The sequence below is a fragment of the Zobellella sp. DQSA1 genome (assembly GCF_041950555.1).
GTDB lineage: Bacteria > Pseudomonadota > Gammaproteobacteria > Enterobacterales > Aeromonadaceae > Oceanimonas.
In genome coordinates this window covers 4,147,320-4,165,108 of sequence record NZ_CP169531.1, presented here as the reverse complement: position 1 = coordinate 4,165,108, position 17,789 = coordinate 4,147,320, and the positions used below count along the sequence as shown (strand labels likewise).

Sequence of the window (17,789 nt, the reverse complement as noted above, 5' to 3'; positions counted from 1 at the left end):
AGGGAGTCATGACGGAAAAGAGAGCGGTGAAAGAGCAGACGCATTTTCTACATCTGAACGAGTTCGGCGGGCTGGAGATGCTCCAGGCCCGCTACCATCGCCAGCGGTTCTCCCGCCATGTCCACGAGACGTTCTGCATCGGTGTTATTGAAGAAGGCGCTCAGCGCTTTTACCGTTCGGGAGGAGAGCACGTCGCCCCCACAGGAGACATCATCCTGGTCAATGCCGATGACGTACACACCGGCTCGTCGGAGCTGGAAGGTGGCTGGGCCTATAGAGCCATCTACCCCCACCCGGATCTGTTCCGCCTGATTTCCCGCGATATCCGGCGCTCGGAAGGGAACATCCCTTGGTTTCCCGATGCTGTCCTGCACGATCCCGGCCTGTCTGAACAGCTGTTGATTACATTCAACCTGCTCTCCCGGCAGGGAAATACGCTGTTGAAAGAAACCCTGCTGCTGTCGTCCCTGACCTGGCTGATGATGCGTTATGGAAAGGCGCGGCTCCCCCCCAGAAAACTGCCTTCGGCAGAGCAACGGGTACGGATTACCAAGGAGCTGATAGACAGTTGCCCCGAACAGGACATGTCCCTGATGGAGCTGGCGGAAACGGCAGGCCTCAGTCCCTGGCATTTTCTGCGCCAGTTCAAGTCGGTTGTTGGTATTCCACCCCATGCTTATCTGGTACAGGCCCGGCTGCGAAAGGCCAAGGCATTGCTGCTGAAAGGGCAGTCCGTTATCACAGTGTCGGCACTCTGCGGCTTCACCGACCAGAGCCACCTCCATCGCCACTTCAAGAGTTCCTTCGGCATCACTCCGGGAGAATTCATACGAGGAACCTCATAAGATTCTGGCGCCAAACTCATAGCAGTACCATCCGGCACAGCGTTTCCCCTTACCAGCCAGCAAATTTATTCAATACATCCTTCTTACCCAGCTGTTAGTTTCTTGCCATTACCCAGCCCCAATGGTGACCGAACCGACAATGAAAAAACCGATAACTTGCTCCGGCCACAACCGGAATAGCACCTTGTGGAAAAGCCAAGGTTTTCTTACCGGAGCCATAGAGATGCTGCCCCTATGCCTGGCCGTCGTTCCCTGGGGGATCCTCGCTGGTTCGATGGCGATCCAGTCCGGGTTGACGGTTTGGCAAGGCATCGGCATGTCGGCCCTCGTGTTTGCCGGTGCCGCCCAGCTCGTCACCCTGGGGTTATTGATGTCGGGCGCAAACATAGTGACCATCATCGCTTCGGTTTTCTTTATTACATCCCAGCACTTTATTTACGGCCTGACGCTGCGAGGATTCGTTTCGTCATTGGTGGCCAAACACCGCGTGCCAATCGGGTTCCTGCTAACGGATGAATTGTTTGCCTTAAGTGGGAAGAAAAATATAAAAAACGGGCTTTCTGTGAGCTACCTGCTTGGCGCCGGAGTTACTTTCTATATCGGCTGGATTTTGTTCAGCGTGATTGGAATTGCCATGGCCAGCTCGGTGCCGGACCTGGAGAAATACCACCTTGATTTTTCCATCATAGCCACCTTTATAACGATTGTTGTACCGATGACAAAGAACATCAGCACCTTGCTGGGAGTTTTATTTTCCCTGGCACTTTCCATGATTCTGACCTGCCTGGAAATAGAGGGAGCCATAGTCATCGCCGGTTGCAGCGGCATGATGTTTTCCGTGATGATTTCAAAAGTAAGAGGGAGGCAGCAATGAGCTGGACATTGATTTTCACTCTGGCAGGCATCGTTTTTATAAACAGATATGTTTTTCTCGAGCCCAGAGTACCGGTCAGGATGCCTCGGCTGGTTCATGAGGCATTGCAATACTCGGCACCTTGCCTGCTCACCGCCATCTGCGGACCCATCATGCTAATGGAAAATGAAACCATAAGGAGCTTCCCGGACAACCCATATTTGTGGGGGGGCATATTATCGGTAATCATATCCTTGTTTATCAAAAACATGATATTCGCCGTCAGCATTAGCCTTTTTACCTTCTATCTTTTGGTTTTATTTCTCTAAAAACCAATAAAACATGAAAAAGCTCCCGATACTATTCAAGGAGTCTCGTCGGGAGCTTTATATTGTCTTCATTCTTACTCCAGTGCCAGGAGCACGCAGTAGCGGGCCAGGACAACACCCGCCTCCCGGACAATAGCAGGTAGCTGCCGACGGTCAGGCGAGCGTCGCGGAGTCACATTGCCGGAACAATACTGCCCGCCGCGAGCGCCACGCCCGCGGCGATCAGCACGAGGCCGCTCGCCCGGCTGAAGAGGCGACCGGCGGGAATGACTTTTTCCGCCAGCATGTAGAGGGCCAGCCCGCCCATCCACGCGAGGCTCATCACCCCCCCGACAAACATCAGCAACATCAGCGCCCAGCAGCAGCCGACGCAGAATGCGCCATGCCGGAGTCCCATCACGAAGGCACCGCGCCAGCCGTCGCGCCACTCCGTAAGCAAGAAGCTCAGCGGCGTGCGGCACTTCGCCAGACAGGCCTCCTTGAGCGCCGACCACTGGAAGGCCCCGGCCAGCATGAGTAGTCCGGCGCCCGGCAGCGGTCCGGTGCGTCCCATCGCGGTGTCGAGCATGGCGCTTGTGTACAGGCCCCACTGCCCCAGGGCCGCCAGCACCGAGAAGCCGGTCCAGATGGTCAGATAGCCGGCCACGAAGATCCATGTCGGTGCCACGCCCGCGCGCGATGGGCTCTGGCGGCGAACGACCGTCGAAAAGGTGACGATCATCGGACCCGCCCCCGGCAGCATCATGGCGACCATCATCAGGCTCCACATCGCCACGCTCATCGCGACAAATGGGATACTCGAGCCCTGCATCGCGTGCGGGTCGACATGGCCCATCGCCACGTGCGACGCGGCTTCGATCAGGTAGTACCATGCCAACAGTGTCAGCACTGCCAGCAGCGCCAGCGCGACGCCCGTAGACAGGCGTTCGCGCGCGCGCATGTTCATCATCAATCGTTCCACAATGCATGCTCCCTCAAGGGCCGGCGTAAGCGAACGGGGAGTAGAAGGCGGTGCGTTCGGACAGCGCCAGCTCCACGCCATAAGCCTGATGCCGCAGCGTGCGCGACGTCGCCACGGTAAGTGTTTCACCGGGCGCCACCGCCAGGGGATGGTTGCGGATCGTCACCGCGGCGCCCTCCTGGCCCTCGATGGCCTGTACGTCCGCCTCGGCCGTGTCGCCTACCTCGAACCGTCGCCGGCCCGGGCTCGCCTCGAAGCGAATGGGTACCTGCTCCACTCCCAGTAATTCGGCGATAAACGAAGCAAGTACGGCCGGATGGCCCCCAGCTTTGCCACCGAAGATAGTACCGAGTGCCTCGCTCTGACCGGGATCCGCAGCCTGGTCGAGATAAAGCACCACCTTCCACTGGCCTTCCGCCATGTGCCCGGGCGAATGCAACGCGACGGCGACGTTGAGGTTGTCCAGCACGACGTCCCCGTAACGCCCCTGATCGATGTGCCAGCCCACGAGGGCCGTGCAAGAGCCCTCGGTCGGCGAACCCAGATAGATGCACGGGCAAGCGCCCTTGCAAGTACAGCTCTCCAGGTATTCGCCCTTGATGTTCCACTTGGTATTCATGTTCCGCCCCTCTATCGCAATTGCTGCTGCAGGCCTCTCTTACCTTACGTTATAGCAGCCGACTGCGCGGCAAAGGTGACGAAACGATGAGGAAATCATGAGGCCACGGTCAGCGATCGCGGCTGACGCGCCAAAAATCCGAAACTATATTTACTTGGTGTAGTGTTTCGGTCTCGGCACACCCCGAGGCTGTCGCCAACCCCATGTTGCACAAAAAGGTAGCAGGCCAAGCATTGGCCCGCCCCATGTCGGTGGAAACGCGAAGCGCCTGCCACCACGACGTCGCCTGAACGGGCACCATCGCAAGACTGGTGGATAAACGCTTTCGGCTCAAACGGAGATCGAGATGCCGCAACGAATGGCGGACGTGCTGGCGCACCGGGCACAACAAGAGTTCATCGGCCGAGCCGCCGAACTCGCCGTGCTGCGAACGGCACTCGATGCCGAGGGACCACGCGTCATTCATGTCCATGGCATCGCCGGCATCGGCAAAAGCGCCCTGCTGGCACGCTTTGCTGCCGACGCACGAGCCGCCGGAGCCGTGGTGGTGCAGCTCGACTGTCGCCGCCTGGAGCCTACCGAAACCGGCTTTCTGCATGCGCTCGGCGAATCCATCGGCGCCGACACGGGCATCGGTGCACTGACGCAAAGGCTGGGGGCGCTCGGTGCCACTGTCGTGCTGACACTGGACACCTACGAAGTATTCCGACTCATGGACACCTGGTTGCGGCAGATATTCGTGCCGGCCCTGACCGACAACGTGCGCCTGATCGTTTTCGGCCGCGAGCGCCCGTTCGCGGCCTGGTACGCGCTGCCGGGCGGGGGGCGCTTCTTGCAGTCGATGGCGCTTGCGCCGCTCGACAAAGAGGTAGCCGCTCAGCTGCTCGTCCGCCTCGGTGTACGCGACGAGGAGGCCGCACGCCTGGCCCGGTACACGCACGGCCACCCGTTGGCGCTGCGGCTGGCGGCGGCGTGTGAGGAACGTCCCTGGCTTGTGCTTGAGCCGGCGCCGCTCCAGCAGGCCCTCGACGAACTCACGCGGATGTTCCTCGCCGACGTGGGTGATGCCACGACCCGACACATTCTCGAGGGTGCGTCGGTTGCCCGCCGTACCACCATCTCTTTGCTGCGCAGCCTGTTCCCCGAGCTTCCCCCCCAGGATGCCTACGACCGCCTGCAGCGCCTGCCCTTCGTCGATGCGGTGAGCGACGGCCTCGTCATCCACGATACGGTGCGCGAGGCTATCGCCCGTTCGTTTCGGGCACGCGACCCCAGCCGCTATCTCGATTATGAACGCGCGGCCTGGCACCAGCTTCGCACCGAGGCCTCGTCGGCCGGTGACGGCGAATTGTGGCGCTACACCGCCGATATGCTCTTTCTGGTCGAGAATCCCGTGGTACGCGAAGCATTCTTTCCCAGCGGTACCCAGCAACTGGCGGTAGAGCCGGCCCGTTGCCAGGACGATGCAGGTGTGACGGGGATCATCCGCGCTCACGACGAAACGCACGCCGCAACGGTGCTGCTTGGCTGGTGGCGGCGCCTGCCGGAAACCTTTTCGGTGGTGCGCGGGCGTGACGGGACGGTGGTCGGCCTGTGCTGCAAGGCAGCAGCCGAGGACGTCGCCACCGCCGACTGGTTACACGAGGATCCGGTAGCGGCCCAGTGGTGTCTGCACCTGAAGCGCAATCCGCTGGCGCCCGGTGAGCAGGCGCTGTTCTGCCGCCGTTGGCTGAGTCTCGCGGAAGGAGAAGCGCCGTGTGACGTGCAGGCCGCGATCTGGCTCGACCTGAAGCGAACCTACATGGAAATGCGGCCCGCCCTGCGGCGCGTGTACCTCAGCCTCCGCGATCTGCCCACCTACGCTCCGGTCGCGCAGCGCCTGGGTTTCGTGGTGCTGGCCGGACAAGAGACAGTATTCGACGGCATGACCTACCACAGCGCCATGCTCGACTTCGGACCCGGCTCGGTGGACGGCTGGCTGGCCGAACTGGCGGCGGCCGAATTGGGGATTGCTCCCGCGCCGGAACTGCTCGACGTCGCGGCACGCGAGCTGGTCCTCGACGACACACGGGTGGGGCTGACACCGCTCGAGTTCGAGCTCATCGACTATCTGCTTGCGCATGCAGGCGCCGCCGTTTCGCGTGGCGAACTCCTTCGCCACATATGGGGCACGACTTATACCGGCAACAGCAACGTCGTCGACGCTGTGGTGTGCACGCTACGCCGCAAGCTCGGTGGACAGGCGCGGCGACTCGAAACCGTCAGCGGCGTCGGCTACCGGATTCGCCATCGGTAAATGACAGACACCACTGCCGATGGCTAGTTGCCATCCACAGCGGCTGTTTATTGTCTTGTTGAAGAATGCTTACTCCAACTCCACATCCGACAGGGGCACACAGCAGCAGGCCAGGATGACGCCCGCCTCCCGCTCCGCCGCCGACAGGGCCGGGGCGTCGGGTTGCGCCACCTCGCCGGACCTGAGGCTCTGCTTGCAGCTGCCGCAGATGCCGGCACGGCAGGACCAGGGCAGTTGCAAACCCTGTCCTTCGGCCTGGGTCAACAGATCCTGCTGGTTGTTGCCGGTGAATTCATGGTCGCCGATGCGTACCCGCACCGCCCTGGTTTCACGTGAAACATCGGCCGGAACCGGACCGCCAAAGCTCTCCTGATAGATGCGCCCCGCCGGCACCCCCAGCGCCAACAGCCAGGCTCTGGCCTGCTGCATAAAGCCCGCCGGGCCACACAGGTAGATGTCCCGCTGCTGCAGCGCCGATACCGCGGCCAGTCGGGCCAGCTCCAGCCGTTCGCCCTGGCCCCGCTCCGGCCGGGTCAGCACGAAATCGAGCCGCAGGCCGGGATGGCGCCGGGCCAGCGCCTTCAGCTCGGCGGCGGCGGGCAGGTCCGCCTCGGCGCGGCACAGGTGCAGGAAATACACGTCCTCCAGCCGCTCCAGATCCGCCATGGCCCGCACCATGGACAGCATGGGCGTGACTCCCGATCCCGCCGACAACAGCAGGTAGCTGCCGGCGGGCCGCAGATGGAAATCGCCCGCCGGGGCATGGGCCAGCAGGGCGTGGCCCGGCTGCAGTGCCTCGGCCAGCCAGTTGGACACCACCCCATCGGGCTGGCGCTTGACGCTGATGCCGTAGCGGCCTGGCCGGGTCGGGCTGGAGCTCAGGGTGTAATGGCGCAGGTGGCGGCGACCGTCGATATCCAGCGCCACCGGCAGGTGCTGGCCCGGCTGGTAGTCGGCCAGAGGCTTGCGATCCATGGCCTCCAGCCAGTAGGTGTCCATGTCCCGGGCTAGGGGCTCACGCTCCACACACACCAGTTGCCGGCGTTTGGGCGCCGCGTCCGGGTAGATGGGGGCACTGGCGTACTCCAGCACCTCTACCTCGTCCCCCAGCCTGATCTCGCCCTCGTTGAGGGGCACCAGGTTCTGGCCGAAATAGACCTCGCCGTCGTCACCGCGGCGGTAACGGGTCAGGGTGGCGAGCGGCTCCTTCATGGCGTTGAAGCGCTCGCTGCCGGGCTCTATGGTGGTCATGATGCAGCGGCTGCAGGGCTTGGCCACCAGGAACTCCACCTCGCCGATGCGGATGCGGCGCCAGCCGTCCTCCTCGAAGGGGCGGCCGCCCCGCACCACTAGGTTGGTGCGGAACTGGGACATGTCCATCCTGGCATCGGCACGCAGGTTGAGATCGGCGAGCGAAGCTTCCGAGATCAGCAGCAAGGGGTAGCCGTCGGCGAAGCTGACACCGGTGCCCAGCTTTTCCCGGTAGCGGTTGGAATGCTGGCCCAGCCACAACAGCTGCACCGGCTCATCCAGAATCTGGCTGAACCAGGCGTCGTAATCGGCATGGGTACTCCAGGCGGTGAAGCTGTCGCCCCAAACGCCGGTAGCCACCGGCTGCAGCAGGAACTGCTGGTGGCGCACCGACAGGCGCTGGTCGCCATGATGCAGCTCCAGGCCGCCGGCCACCGGCGTCACCTTGATTCCTTGCAGACGGGGATGGGTACGGGCGGTGACGAAGGTGCCGTCCGGCCTGGCCAGCATATAGCGGCGATCACCGCGCAGGCCCTCGCGGGAGACCCAGGCGTCCTGCACCGCCAGTCCGGCCGTTGATTTGATCGGATAAAGATTGAGCCCCGTGATCACCGCCATATTATTCCACCTTTTCTATCCCAAAAAGTTTACATCGGCATACCAATCGGTAATGGTTGGCAGATGTTGCCATTATTATCGTATAACAGGAGTACAAATGACTATTGAACGCCGGCAGATCGGCCAACGCATGAGCCGCATCGTCAAGCACAACGGCACCCTCTACCTGTGCGGCCAAGTGTGCAAGGACGCCACTCAGGATATCACCGAACAGACCCGTACCATGCTGGAAAAAGTGGACGAACTTCTGCTGGAAGCCGGCTCGAGCCGGGAGCACATCCTCTCCGCCACCCTTTACCTGAAAACCATGGCCGACTTCGCCGCCATGAACGCGGTGTGGGACGCCTGGGTGCCCGAAGGCCATGCCCCCGCCCGCGCCTGTGTGGAAGCCGCCATGGCCCGCCCCGAGCTGCGGGTGGAAATCTCGGTGATCGCCGCCGAGCGTTAAACCCCTTCCTGCTCCAGCCAGCGGTACAGGGTGCGCCGGGTCACCCCCAGGATCTCGGCCGCCCGCTGCTTGTTACCCTTGGTCTGCTGCAGCACATAACGCATATAGTCGCGCTGCAGCTCGCTCAGCGGCGGCAACTGCTCCCGGGCCCGGTCCTGCCAGTCGGTCACGGCGGGAGCAGGCAATTCGGCCCTCGCCTTCAGCATCCGGGCCGGCAGGTGGGCAGGCTGGATCCACTCTTCCTCGCAGAACACCAGGGCCCGCTCCACCGCGTTTTGCAGTTCGCGCACGTTGCCGGGAAACGGATAACGGTGAAACAGCTCCAGGCAGTCCGGGCCGAAGCCTCCGACCTCCTTGCCGCTGCGCTCCCGTCCCTGTTGCAGGAACAGCTGTGCCAGCCGCTCTATGTCCTCGCCCCGCTCACGCAACGGCGGTACCCGCAGGGAAAAGGTCTCCAGCCGGTAGAACAGATCTTCGCGGAAACTGCCCTCCGCCACCTTCTGTTCCAGATCCCGGTGGGTGGCGGCGATGATGCGCACGTCCACCGTCAGCTCTCTATCCGAGCCCACCGGGCGCAGGGTGCCTTCCTGCAATACCCGCAGCAGCTTGGCCTGCAGCTCGAGCGGCATCTCGCCGATTTCATCGAGCAGCAGGGTGCCGCCGTCGGCCTCCCGCAGCAGGCCGGTCCGCGCCTTGCTGGCGCCGGTAAAGGCGCCGCTGGCATGGCCGAAAAATTCGCTTTCCAGCAGCTCGCCGGGAATGCCGGCGCAGTTCACCGCCAGGAAGGGCCCGCCGGCCCGGCCGCTCTCCCGGTGCAGGGCCCGGGCCACCAGCTCCTTGCCGGTGCCGCTCTCGCCCTGTACCAATACCGGGCCTTCGGCGCCGGCCACCTGGCGGATTTGCTGGAACAGCCGGCGCATGGGCAGGCTCTGGCCGAGGATATCGTGAAAGCGCTCGCCCTTGAGCACCCGATCCAGCTGTTGCTTCAGGCCCCGGTGCTCGAGCAGCCGGGCCACGGTCATCAGGCAGTGATCCATGTCGAAGGGCTTGGTGAGAAAGTCGTCGGCGCCGGCCTTGAGCGCCGCCACCGCCTGGGACACGGTGCCGAAGGCGGTAATGATCAGCATGGCCGGCGCCGGCTCCAACCCCTTGAGCAGGGGCAGCAGGCTGAGACCGTCGGCCCCGGGCAGGCGCACGTCGCTGATCACCAGATCCGGCAACTCCCGCGCCAACGCTTCCCTGGCCTGCTCCGCCGAGCCGGCGTGGCGCACCTGGTAGGATTCCGCCTCCAGCTCTTCCTGCAACAGCTCGGCCAGGGCGGCGTCGTCTTCAATCAGTAGTATGAATGCCTTGGGCATGGGAACTCCTCGCAAGTGTCAGTATCACCCGGGCGCCACCGCCGGACCCGGTGGTGAGCGTCAGGCTGCCGTCCAACTCGGCCATGATGTTGTGCACTATGGCCAGCCCCAGGCCGGTGCCCTCGCCCTTGGGTTTGGTGGTGACGAAGGGGGCCACCAGTTGGTCGGGGTCGAGGGCGAAACCGGGGCCATCGTCGGTGATCTCGATGCTCAGCCGCTCCTCCTGCTCCCGTACGGCAACCTGTACCCGGCTATGCGCCGCCTGCAGGGCGTTACGCAACACATTGACCAGGGCCAGCTCGAGCCTGGCGCCGTCGAGCCGCAGCCAAACCGGTTTTCCGGGCGGAGGCAGGCGCAGATCGGCGGCAGACCACTGTTCGTGCCGCACGGCGGCACAGCTCTGCTCCAGCAGCCGATTCAGCTCCACCGGCTCGATCTCCCGGGATTCGGGCCGGCTGAAATCCAGCAGCTGGCGCACGATGCGCGACAACCGCAATACCTGACCACGAACGGCGGCCAGCTGACGCTGGGCTTCGGGTTCATCGGTCTGCTTCTGTAGCCGGCGGGCACGGCCGTCGATCACGTTAAGCGGGGCCCCCAGCTCATGGGCGATGCCGCCCACCACTGTGCCCACCGCCGCCATCTTCTGCTGGTGCCGCAGGCGCCGGTTGAGCGCCCGTTCCTGGGCCTGGTGGTTGCGGATTTCCACCAGCATCTCGTTCAACCCCAGGGCAATGCGGCGCAGCTCCTGGGGGCCGGCCAGCGCCGCCCGCTGTTGCCAGTCGCCGGCCTTTACCCTGTCCATCACCGCCACCAGGGCGTTGACGTGGCGCCCCAGCCCCCGGTAATGGCCCCAGATCACCACGCCCATCATCAGCACCCCGAAAATCAGCCAGCCGAACCAGGCCGTTCTGGCCAGCAGGGCGAACGACTGCTCAAAATCCTTGGCCCGGCGGGTGATCTGGATAAGGCCGTTGATACGGCCTCCCGCATCGGTCAACGGCACGAAGTGGGAAAACACGTCCCGGCCCGCGGTCCGTTGATATAACTCCTGTTGTTCTCCGGTCAGCATCACCTGGGTCGCCGCCGGGCTGTTGCGCAGGCTGACATCGGCGATGCCGGACGACGCCAGCACTCGTCCCTCGGCGTCGAACACCGAGGCGCCATAGACCTGGCCGATGGAGAACACCGCCGACAGGGTGCGCTCCACCCCCTTGATATCACCGCCGGCCAGGGCGTCGCCGATGGGTCCGCTTACCGCCCTGGCGATCAGCTTGATGTCCTCCTTGAGCCGCTCGCTCTGCGCCAGGTTGACATGGTGCAGGGTCAGGCCGACGCCCAGCGCCAGGATCAGCCATAGGGGCAGTACCACATAGAGCACCACCCGCCAGCCGATGCCCCCTCCCCCGACCCTGTTCTTTATCCTGTTGTACATAAGATCTGTATCATCCTGTCTCGAATGGATAATCAACACTATGACAAAAAGATACAAAGCCAGTCCGGCACTGTGGCATCCGCTACGACAGTAACCCACGCAATAATAAAAATATCCTTATAAAACAAAAAATTAAAATCACAACGTGGAAGTTGGCACGATCCTGGCCTTAGTCAGGGGGAATCAACAACGCCAACCAAGGAGTCCATAATGAAAAAGACCCTGACCGCTTCCGCCCTGTTATCCGCCCTGCTGCTGGCCACCGCCCCGGCGATCGCCCAGACCGATGCTGCCATGCCGCCAGCAGCGGCCCAGCCTGCCGCCAGCATCGATGATGCCCAGCTCGAGCAGTTCGCCACCGCCCTGGACAAGATCAATCGGCTACAGGAAGAAGCCATGGCCAAGTTGAGCCAGGTGGAAGATGAGCAACAGGCCCAGGCCATCCAGCAGGAAGCCAACGAAAGCATGGTGGATGCCGTCACCGAATCCGGCCTGTCACTCGAGGATTACAACCTGATCGCCAACCAGCTGCAGACCAGCCCCGAACTGCAGCAGCGGCTCGAGGCCCTGCGCTAAGCCAAAACAGTCATGGGGACATCCTTGCCCCATGCCATTGCAACCCTAACGACAAAGCCCGGTCTCCCGGGCTTTTTGTTTTTGCAGTGCAACAAGATCGATGCCAGGATCCTGACCGATCTACACCGTCAAGTGCCGTTTGATAAGATCGTCAGACAAGTCGGCGATCTCGCCCCTGGCCACCTGCCGGCCCCGATCCAGGATCACGAAGCGATCCGCGAACTTGCGGGCGAAGGGCAGCTTCTGCTCCACCAGCAGCACGGTGAGGCCGTCTTCTTCCATCAGCCGGCGGATCACCTGGCCGATATCGGCGACGATATTGGGTTGTATGCCCTCCCCCGGTTCGTCCAGGATCAGCAGCTCTGGCTCCAGCACCAGGGCCCGGCCGATGGCCAGTTGTTGTTGCTGGCCGCCGGACAGATCCCCGCCCCGGCGCTGGCGCATTTCCTTCAGCACCGGGAACAGCTCGTAGACTCGCTCCGGGATCCGGCGCAGGCCGTCGCCCCGGGCCGCCAGGCCGGTACGCAGGTTTTCCTCCACCGTCATCAGCGGGAAGATCTGCCGGCCCTGGGGCACATAACCCAGCCTGAGCCGGGATCTGTCCTCCAGCCGCTTTTTAGTGAGCTCGGTGCCGTCGTCCAGGAGGATGCTGCCGCTCTTCACCGCCACCTCACCCATGATGCATTTGAGCAGCGTGGTCTTGCCCACCCCGTTGCGGCCCATCACGCAGGTGCAGCGACCCCGGGGGATCGCCAGACTCAGGTCCCAGAGGGTGTGGCTCTCGCCGTAGAACTGGTTCAATTTGTCGACTGTCAGCATCAGGCCACCTCGGCGCCGCTTTCTTCCCCCAGGTACACCTCGATCACCCGCGGGTCGTTGGATACCTGGTCCATGGTGCCTTCGGCCAGCACCGAGCCCTGGTGCAGCACCGTCACCTTGCGCGCGATGGAGCGCACGAAGCCCATGTCGTGCTCCACCACCACCACCGACTGCTTGCCCTTGCCGGCAAGCCGGGTCAGCAGCTCGGCGGTCAGCTCCATTTCCTGCTCGGTCATGCCCGCCACCGGCTCGTCCACCAGCAGCAGCCGGGGCCGCTGCATCAGCAGCATGCCGATCTCCAGCCACTGCTTCTGACCGTGGGAGAGGATGCCCGCCAGCTCGTGGCCGGCGGCCTTGAGGCCGATCAGCGCCACCACCTCGTGGATGCGATCCCGCTGCTCCGAACTCAGCCGGGCGGTCAGGGTGGGCAGTACCCGCTTGTCGGCGGCCATGGCCAGTTCCAGGTTTTCGATTACCGTCAGTTCCTCGAACACCGTCGGCTTCTGGAACTTGCGGCCGATGCCCAGGCTGGCGATCTCCGGCTCCGACAGCCGCAGCAGGTTATGCTTGCTGCCGAACCACACCTGGCCCCGGTCGGGCCGGGTCTTGCCGGTGATGATATCCATCATGGTGGTCTTGCCGGCGCCGTTGGGGCCGATGATGCAGCGCAGCTCGCCGTCGTCGATAGTGAGGTTGAGGTTGTTGATGGCCCTGAAGCCGTCGAAGCTCACGCTCACATCCTCAAGATAGAGGATGGGGCCGTGGCGCACGTCCACCGGCGACATCTCGGGCACCATAAAGTCGAACACCTGGTCCCGGCGGGCCAGGGATTTGAACATGTTCATGCACTTGCCTCCTTGGGCGCGGTGGAAGAACGGCGGCGGGCCAGCAGGCCGGCGATGCCCCTGGGCAACAGTACGGTAGCCACCACGAAGAGGCCGCCGAGGGCGAACAGCCAGGCGTCGGGCATAACCCCGGTGAACACCGTCTTGGCGTAGTTCACCAGCAGGGCACCCAACACGGCGCCGTAGAGGGTGGCGCGGCCGCCCAGGGCCACCCACACCACGATTTCGATGGAAAACAGCGGCGAGAACTCGCTGGGGTTGATGATGCCCACCTGGGGCACGTAGAGGGCGCCGGCCACCCCGGCCAGCATCGCGGACACCACGAACACGAACAGCTGCACCCGCTCCACCCGGTAGCCGATGAAACGGGTGCGGGCCTGGGCGTCACGCGAGGCCACGCACACCCGCCCCAGCTTGCTCAGCACTATGGCCCGGCACAGCCAGTAGCCCAGCGCCAGGGCGATACCGGAGGCGATGAACAGCCCCACCCGGGTGGCGTCGGCGCGCAGGTCAAAGCCCAGCAGTTCGCGGAAGTCGGTGAGGCCGTTGTTGCCGCCGAAGCCCATCTCGTTGCGGAAAAAGGCCAGCATCAGGGCGAAGGTCAGCGCCTGGGTGATGATCGAGAGATACACCCCGGTCACCCGGGAGCGGAACGCCAGGAAGCCGAACACCAGCGCCAGCAGTCCCGGCGCCAGCAGCACCATCAAAAAGGCAAACCAGGCCATGTCGAAGCCGGCCCAGTACCAGGGCAGGCTGTCCCAGTTGAGGAACACCATAAAGTCCGGCAGCTCCGGGTGGCCGTACACGCCCCGGTCGCCGATCTGGCGCATCAGGTACATGCCCATGGCGTAGCCGCCCAGGGCGAAGAAGGCGCCATGACCCAGGCTGAGGATGCCGAGATAGCCCCACACCAGGTCCACCGCCACCGCCAGCAGGGCATAGCTCAGGTACTTGCCGAGCAGGGTGACGGTGTAGGTGGAGACGTGCAGCGGGTGCGCCGCCGGCAACAGCAGGTTGGCCAGGCTCACCAGCAGCAGGGCCGCCAGCAATACCGCCAGAAAAACCCGGGTCTGGCGCTCTTTGAGGGGTTGGGTCAACCACATGCGTTATGCCTCCGCCGCCCGGCCCTTCTGCGGGAAGAGCCCGCGTGGCCGTTTTTGAATAAACAGTATGATGAACACCAGCACGATAATCTTGGCCAGCACGGCCCCGGCCCAGGGCTCCAGGATCTGGTTGAAGACCCCGAGCGAGAGCCCGGCCACCAGGGTACCCCAGAGGTTGCCCACGCCGCCGAACACCACCACCATAAAAGAGTCGATGATGTAGTTCTGGCCCAGGTTGGGGCCCACGTTGGTGAGCTGGGACAGGGCCACCCCGGCCAGGCCGGCCACACCGGAGCCCAGCCCGAAGGTGAGGATGTCCACCCGGGTGGCGCGGATGCCCATGGCCCGGGCCATGGTGCGGTTCTGGGTCACGGCGCGCACCTCCAGCCCCAGCCGGGTGCCCTTCATCACCCACATCAGGCCGGCGAACACCAGCAGGGCGAAGCCCAGCACATAGAGCCGGTTGAGGGTGAGCGACAGGGCGTCGTTCACCACCAGGGAGCCGCTCATCCACTCGGGGGTGACCACGGTGCGGTTGAGCGGAGAGATCAGGGTACGCACCAGTTGCTGCAGGATCAGGCTGACGCCGAAGGTGGCCAGCAGGGTTTCCAGCGGCCGCCCCTTGAGGAACTGGATGACGCCACGCTCGATGGCGATGCCGACGAGCGCCGCCACCAGGAAGCCGGCGGGAATGGACAGCAGCAGCGCCAGCCCCGGCTGCCCCGGCAGCAGCTGTTGCAGCATCCAGGTGGTGTAGGCGCCGAGCATGATCAACTCCCCATGGGCCATGTTGATCACCCCCATCACCCCGAAGGTGATGGCCAGGCCGATGGCCGCCAGCACCAGCACCGAACCCAGGCTGAGGCCGAAATAGAGGGTCTCGGCGGCGCGGTTGAGCTTCAGGTTCTGCTCTATGCCGGCCAGCGCCTTGCGGGCCGCCTCGGCCAGCTCGCCGTCGCCCTGTGCCGCCCGGCTGAGGGCGATACGCACCCGGTTGTGCAGGCTGCCTGCCAACGCCTCGAGGGCGCTGATATCGCCCTGCTCCAGCCGGTGGATGGCCAGGGCCTGGGTCAGCCGCCACCGGGTCTGGCCATCGGCCTCTGCCGGGATCAGCGCCGCCAGGGTGGCCGCCAGCTCGGCATCCACCTCGCCCAGCAGCCGCTCGGCCGAGGCCCGCCGCAGGGCCGGATCGTCCGCGTACAGATCCAGCACCGCCAGGGCGCTGCGCAACTGGTTGCGCAGGCTGTTGTTGATGCTGATCCGATCCAGATCCCGGCGCCCCAGGGTGCCCAGATCTTCATTGTTAAGGGCATCGACCACCGGCCACTGCCAGCCGCCGGTGCTCATCACCAGCACGAAGCGCCGGTCTGCCTTGCCGCGTTGCAGGCGGCCGTCGAGCAGTGCCGCCAGCCAGTCCCGCGCCCGCGGATCCCGGCTGGCGACGATGGCGTCGATGGCCTCGCCCTTGGCCGCGAAGGCGCGCGTATCCAGCGCCTCGAGCAAGGCCTGGCCGGCATCAACCTGGGCCGCCACCGGCAGCGCCGGAGCCAACAGCCCCGCCACCAGCAACAGCCTGAGCATCAGGCTCCTGAGAATATTCATGGTGTTATCCTTTGTTTCCCAACGTTTCCGGGTCCGCCCCGGGAGATGCCGTCGCTACCTTGAGCAGGGTCACCCCGCGAAAGAGGGGGGTCCATCTGTACCAACCCCCTCTTATTCCTCTCGTAGGAACTGTGTTGCCCGTTTAAGCCAGCCTGACTCTTGGTCACAAGTTTTTGTCGACTTTTGATAAGGCGTAAACATCGGCCAAAGGGCACTACTCCTCCGGCACGCCGTAAACCCATCCATGGGGCTCCGCCGCGACATCCGGCATGTGCGAGCGTACAAGGAGGTATTCACAGCGTGTCGGCGGTGGTGGCCCTGTTGCTTCTTCTCTGCGTAAAATCAGACAACCAGACTCGTGACCAAGAGACTGGTTTCCGGCTCAGTTCCCCAGCGCCGCCTGGGCTTCCGCCTTGGCCTGGCTGCCGCCACATTTGCCGGTGGTCACGTTGTAGTTGCCGCAACGCATGGGCGCGGTCCAGTCCGCCACCAAATCCTTGGAGCCGGGCAGGTAATCGGACCAGGCGTCGCCCATCACGGTACCCGTGGTCTGCCAGACCACCTCGAACTGGCCATCGTCCTGGATCTCGCCGATGAGGACCGGTTTGGTGATATGGTGGTTGGGCAGCATGGTGGCGTAGCCGCCGCTCAGATTGGGCACCGTCACCCCGATAATGGCGTCCTTTACCGCATCCACCTCGGTGGTGCCGGCCTTGCGCACCGCCTCGGCCCACATGTTGAAACCGATATAGTGGGCTTCCATCGGGTCGTTGGTCACGGCGGCGTCGTTCTTGGAGAAGGCGGTCCAGGCATCGATAAAGTCGCCGTTGGCGTCGGTGTCCACGCTCATAAAGTAGTTCCAGGCCGCCAGGTGGCCGACCAGGGGGGCGGTGTCGATGCCGGACAGCTCCTGCTCGCCCACCGAGAAGGCCACCACCGGGATGTCGGCGGCATCAATGCCCTGGTTGCCCAGTTCGCGATAGAAGGGCACGTTGGCGTCGCCGTTGATGGTGGACACCACGGCGGTCTTCTTGCCGGCGCTGCCGAAGCGCTTGATCTCGGCCACGATGTTCTGCCAGTCGGAATGGCCGAAGGGGGTGTAGTTGATCATGATGTCGGCCTCGGCCACGCCATGATCCTTGAGGTAGGCCTCGAGGATGCGGTTGGTGGTGCGCGGGTACACATAGTCGGTACCGGCCAGCACCCAGCGTTCCACGCCCAGCTCCTGCATCAGGTAGTCTACCGCCGGAATGGCCTGCTGGTTGGGCGCGGCGCCGGTGTAGAACACGTTCTGGGAAGACTCCTCACCCTCGTACTGCACCGGGTAGAACAGCAGGCCGTTCAGCTCTTCCACCACCGGCAGCACCGCCTTGCGCGACACCGACGTCCAGTTGCCGAAGATCACGTCCACCTTCTCCTGGGCCAGCAGCTCCCGCGCCCGCTCGGCGAACAGCGGCCAGTTGGAGGCCGGATCCACCACCACCGGCTGCAACTGCTTGCCCAGCAGGCCGCCGGCGGCGTTCTGCTGCTCGATCAGCATCAGTACGGTGTCTTTCAGGGTGGACTCGCTGATGGCCATGGTGCCGGACAGGGAGTGCAGCACCCCGACCTTGATCACCTCGTCCTGGGCCTGGGCGGGAAAGACTGCCAGGCCGGCGGCCAGCAGGGCGGAATAACAGAGGGATTTTTTCACGATAAGCTCCTTGTGCTGAAACACTTTTTTCGATTGCCTGCTTCGCTTGAAGCAAAGGCTGTGCCAGCAAGCAAATCAGCTTTCAAACCAGGAGGATACCCATTACGAGGTAACTGGCGTGGACCCTTTGCGTCCAAC

The 17,789-nt window shown here is 63.7% G+C and carries 16 protein-coding genes; 6 read left to right on the top strand and 10 right to left on the bottom strand.

Annotated elements, in window-relative coordinates:
• The first annotated feature begins 8 nt into the window (after positions 1-8).
• The 3 genes from ACEVBK_RS19735 to ACEVBK_RS19725 all read left to right on the top strand — a co-directional run bounded on the left by ACEVBK_RS19735 (position 9) and on the right by ACEVBK_RS19725 (position 2,027).
• Positions 9-845 (top strand): AraC family transcriptional regulator, encoded by an 837-nt coding sequence (locus ACEVBK_RS19735; RefSeq protein ID WP_375056571.1) that lies wholly within the window; start codon positions 9-11, stop codon positions 843-845.
• 139 nt (positions 846-984) lie between these two features.
• On the top strand, positions 985-1,719 hold the full coding sequence (locus tag ACEVBK_RS19730; RefSeq protein ID WP_375056570.1) for an AzlC family ABC transporter permease: 735 nt from the start codon (positions 985-987) through the stop codon (positions 1,717-1,719).
• Positions 1,716-2,027 carry an AzlD domain-containing protein gene (locus tag ACEVBK_RS19725; protein WP_375056569.1) on the top strand — a complete coding sequence of 104 codons (312 nt, stop codon included), beginning with the start codon at positions 1,716-1,718 and terminating at the stop codon, positions 2,025-2,027. Before ACEVBK_RS19730 ends, ACEVBK_RS19725 begins: the two co-directional genes overlap by 4 nt.
• A 172-nt stretch (positions 2,028-2,199) precedes the next feature.
• Here ACEVBK_RS19725 and ACEVBK_RS19720 read toward each other — a convergent pair whose 3' ends face one another.
• Both ACEVBK_RS19720 and ACEVBK_RS19715 read right to left on the bottom strand, forming a co-directional pair.
• Positions 2,200-2,988, bottom strand: coding sequence for a DUF2182 domain-containing protein (locus tag ACEVBK_RS19720; RefSeq protein ID WP_375056568.1), 789 nt, complete (start codon positions 2,986-2,988; stop codon positions 2,200-2,202).
• Between the two features lie 13 nt (positions 2,989-3,001).
• Complete coding sequence (locus tag ACEVBK_RS19715; protein ID WP_375056567.1) at positions 3,002-3,607, bottom strand: DUF1326 domain-containing protein; 606 nt, start codon at positions 3,605-3,607, stop codon at positions 3,002-3,004.
• A gap of 346 nt (positions 3,608-3,953) precedes the next feature.
• On the opposite strand from ACEVBK_RS19715, the gene ACEVBK_RS19710 reads away from it, so the two are divergent.
• The gene (locus ACEVBK_RS19710) at positions 3,954-5,903 is read left to right on the top strand and encodes a winged helix-turn-helix domain-containing protein (protein WP_375056566.1); all 1,950 of its coding nucleotides are present in this window, start codon (positions 3,954-3,956) and stop codon (positions 5,901-5,903) included.
• Positions 5,904-5,972: 69 nt separating this feature from the next.
• Here ACEVBK_RS19710 and ACEVBK_RS19705 read toward each other — a convergent pair whose 3' ends face one another.
• On the bottom strand, positions 5,973-7,772 hold the full coding sequence (locus ACEVBK_RS19705) for an MOSC N-terminal beta barrel domain-containing protein (RefSeq protein ID WP_375056565.1): 1,800 nt from the start codon (positions 7,770-7,772) through the stop codon (positions 5,973-5,975).
• Between the two features lie 97 nt (positions 7,773-7,869).
• Here ACEVBK_RS19705 and ACEVBK_RS19700 point away from each other — a divergent pair, with 97 nt between their 5' ends.
• Positions 7,870-8,220 (top strand): RidA family protein, encoded by a 351-nt coding sequence (locus tag ACEVBK_RS19700; protein ID WP_375056564.1) that lies wholly within the window; start codon positions 7,870-7,872, stop codon positions 8,218-8,220.
• On the opposite strand, the gene ACEVBK_RS19695 is transcribed toward ACEVBK_RS19700, so the two are convergent.
• Together ACEVBK_RS19695 and ACEVBK_RS19690 are read right to left on the bottom strand one after the other, a co-directional pair.
• On the bottom strand, positions 8,217-9,578 hold the full coding sequence (locus ACEVBK_RS19695; RefSeq protein ID WP_375056563.1) for a sigma-54-dependent transcriptional regulator: 1,362 nt from the start codon (positions 9,576-9,578) through the stop codon (positions 8,217-8,219). The two genes, ACEVBK_RS19700 and ACEVBK_RS19695, sit on opposite strands and share 4 nt — an antisense overlap.
• Positions 9,550-11,013 (bottom strand): ATP-binding protein, encoded by a 1,464-nt coding sequence (locus ACEVBK_RS19690; protein ID WP_375056562.1) that lies wholly within the window; start codon positions 11,011-11,013, stop codon positions 9,550-9,552. Before ACEVBK_RS19690 ends, ACEVBK_RS19695 begins: the two co-directional genes overlap by 29 nt.
• A gap of 210 nt (positions 11,014-11,223) precedes the next feature.
• On the opposite strand from ACEVBK_RS19690, the gene ACEVBK_RS19685 reads away from it, so the two are divergent.
• The gene (locus ACEVBK_RS19685) at positions 11,224-11,589 is read left to right on the top strand and encodes a DUF4168 domain-containing protein (RefSeq protein WP_375056561.1); all 366 of its coding nucleotides are present in this window, start codon (positions 11,224-11,226) and stop codon (positions 11,587-11,589) included.
• Between the two features lie 120 nt (positions 11,590-11,709).
• On the opposite strand, the gene urtE is transcribed toward ACEVBK_RS19685, so the two are convergent.
• The 5 genes from urtE to urtA form a co-directional block, all read right to left on the bottom strand.
• Positions 11,710-12,408, bottom strand: coding sequence for an urea ABC transporter ATP-binding subunit UrtE (urtE, locus tag ACEVBK_RS19680; RefSeq protein WP_375056560.1), 699 nt, complete (start codon positions 12,406-12,408; stop codon positions 11,710-11,712).
• On the bottom strand, positions 12,408-13,253 hold the full coding sequence (urtD, locus tag ACEVBK_RS19675; protein ID WP_375056559.1) for an urea ABC transporter ATP-binding protein UrtD: 846 nt from the start codon (positions 13,251-13,253) through the stop codon (positions 12,408-12,410). Before urtD ends, urtE begins: the two co-directional genes overlap by 1 nt.
• Positions 13,250-14,356, bottom strand: a complete 1,107-nt coding sequence (urtC, locus tag ACEVBK_RS19670) for an urea ABC transporter permease subunit UrtC (RefSeq protein WP_375056558.1) — start codon at positions 14,354-14,356, stop codon at positions 13,250-13,252. Before urtC ends, urtD begins: the two co-directional genes overlap by 4 nt.
• Positions 14,357-14,359: 3 nt before the next feature.
• The gene (gene urtB, locus ACEVBK_RS19665) at positions 14,360-15,958 is read right to left on the bottom strand and encodes an urea ABC transporter permease subunit UrtB (protein ID WP_375056557.1); all 1,599 of its coding nucleotides are present in this window, start codon (positions 15,956-15,958) and stop codon (positions 14,360-14,362) included.
• Between the two features lie 382 nt (positions 15,959-16,340).
• Positions 16,341-17,651: an urea ABC transporter substrate-binding protein gene (urtA, locus tag ACEVBK_RS19660; RefSeq protein ID WP_375056556.1), complete on the bottom strand. Its 1,311-nt coding sequence runs from the start codon at positions 17,649-17,651 to the stop codon at positions 16,341-16,343.
• Positions 17,652-17,789: the final 138 nt, after the last annotated feature.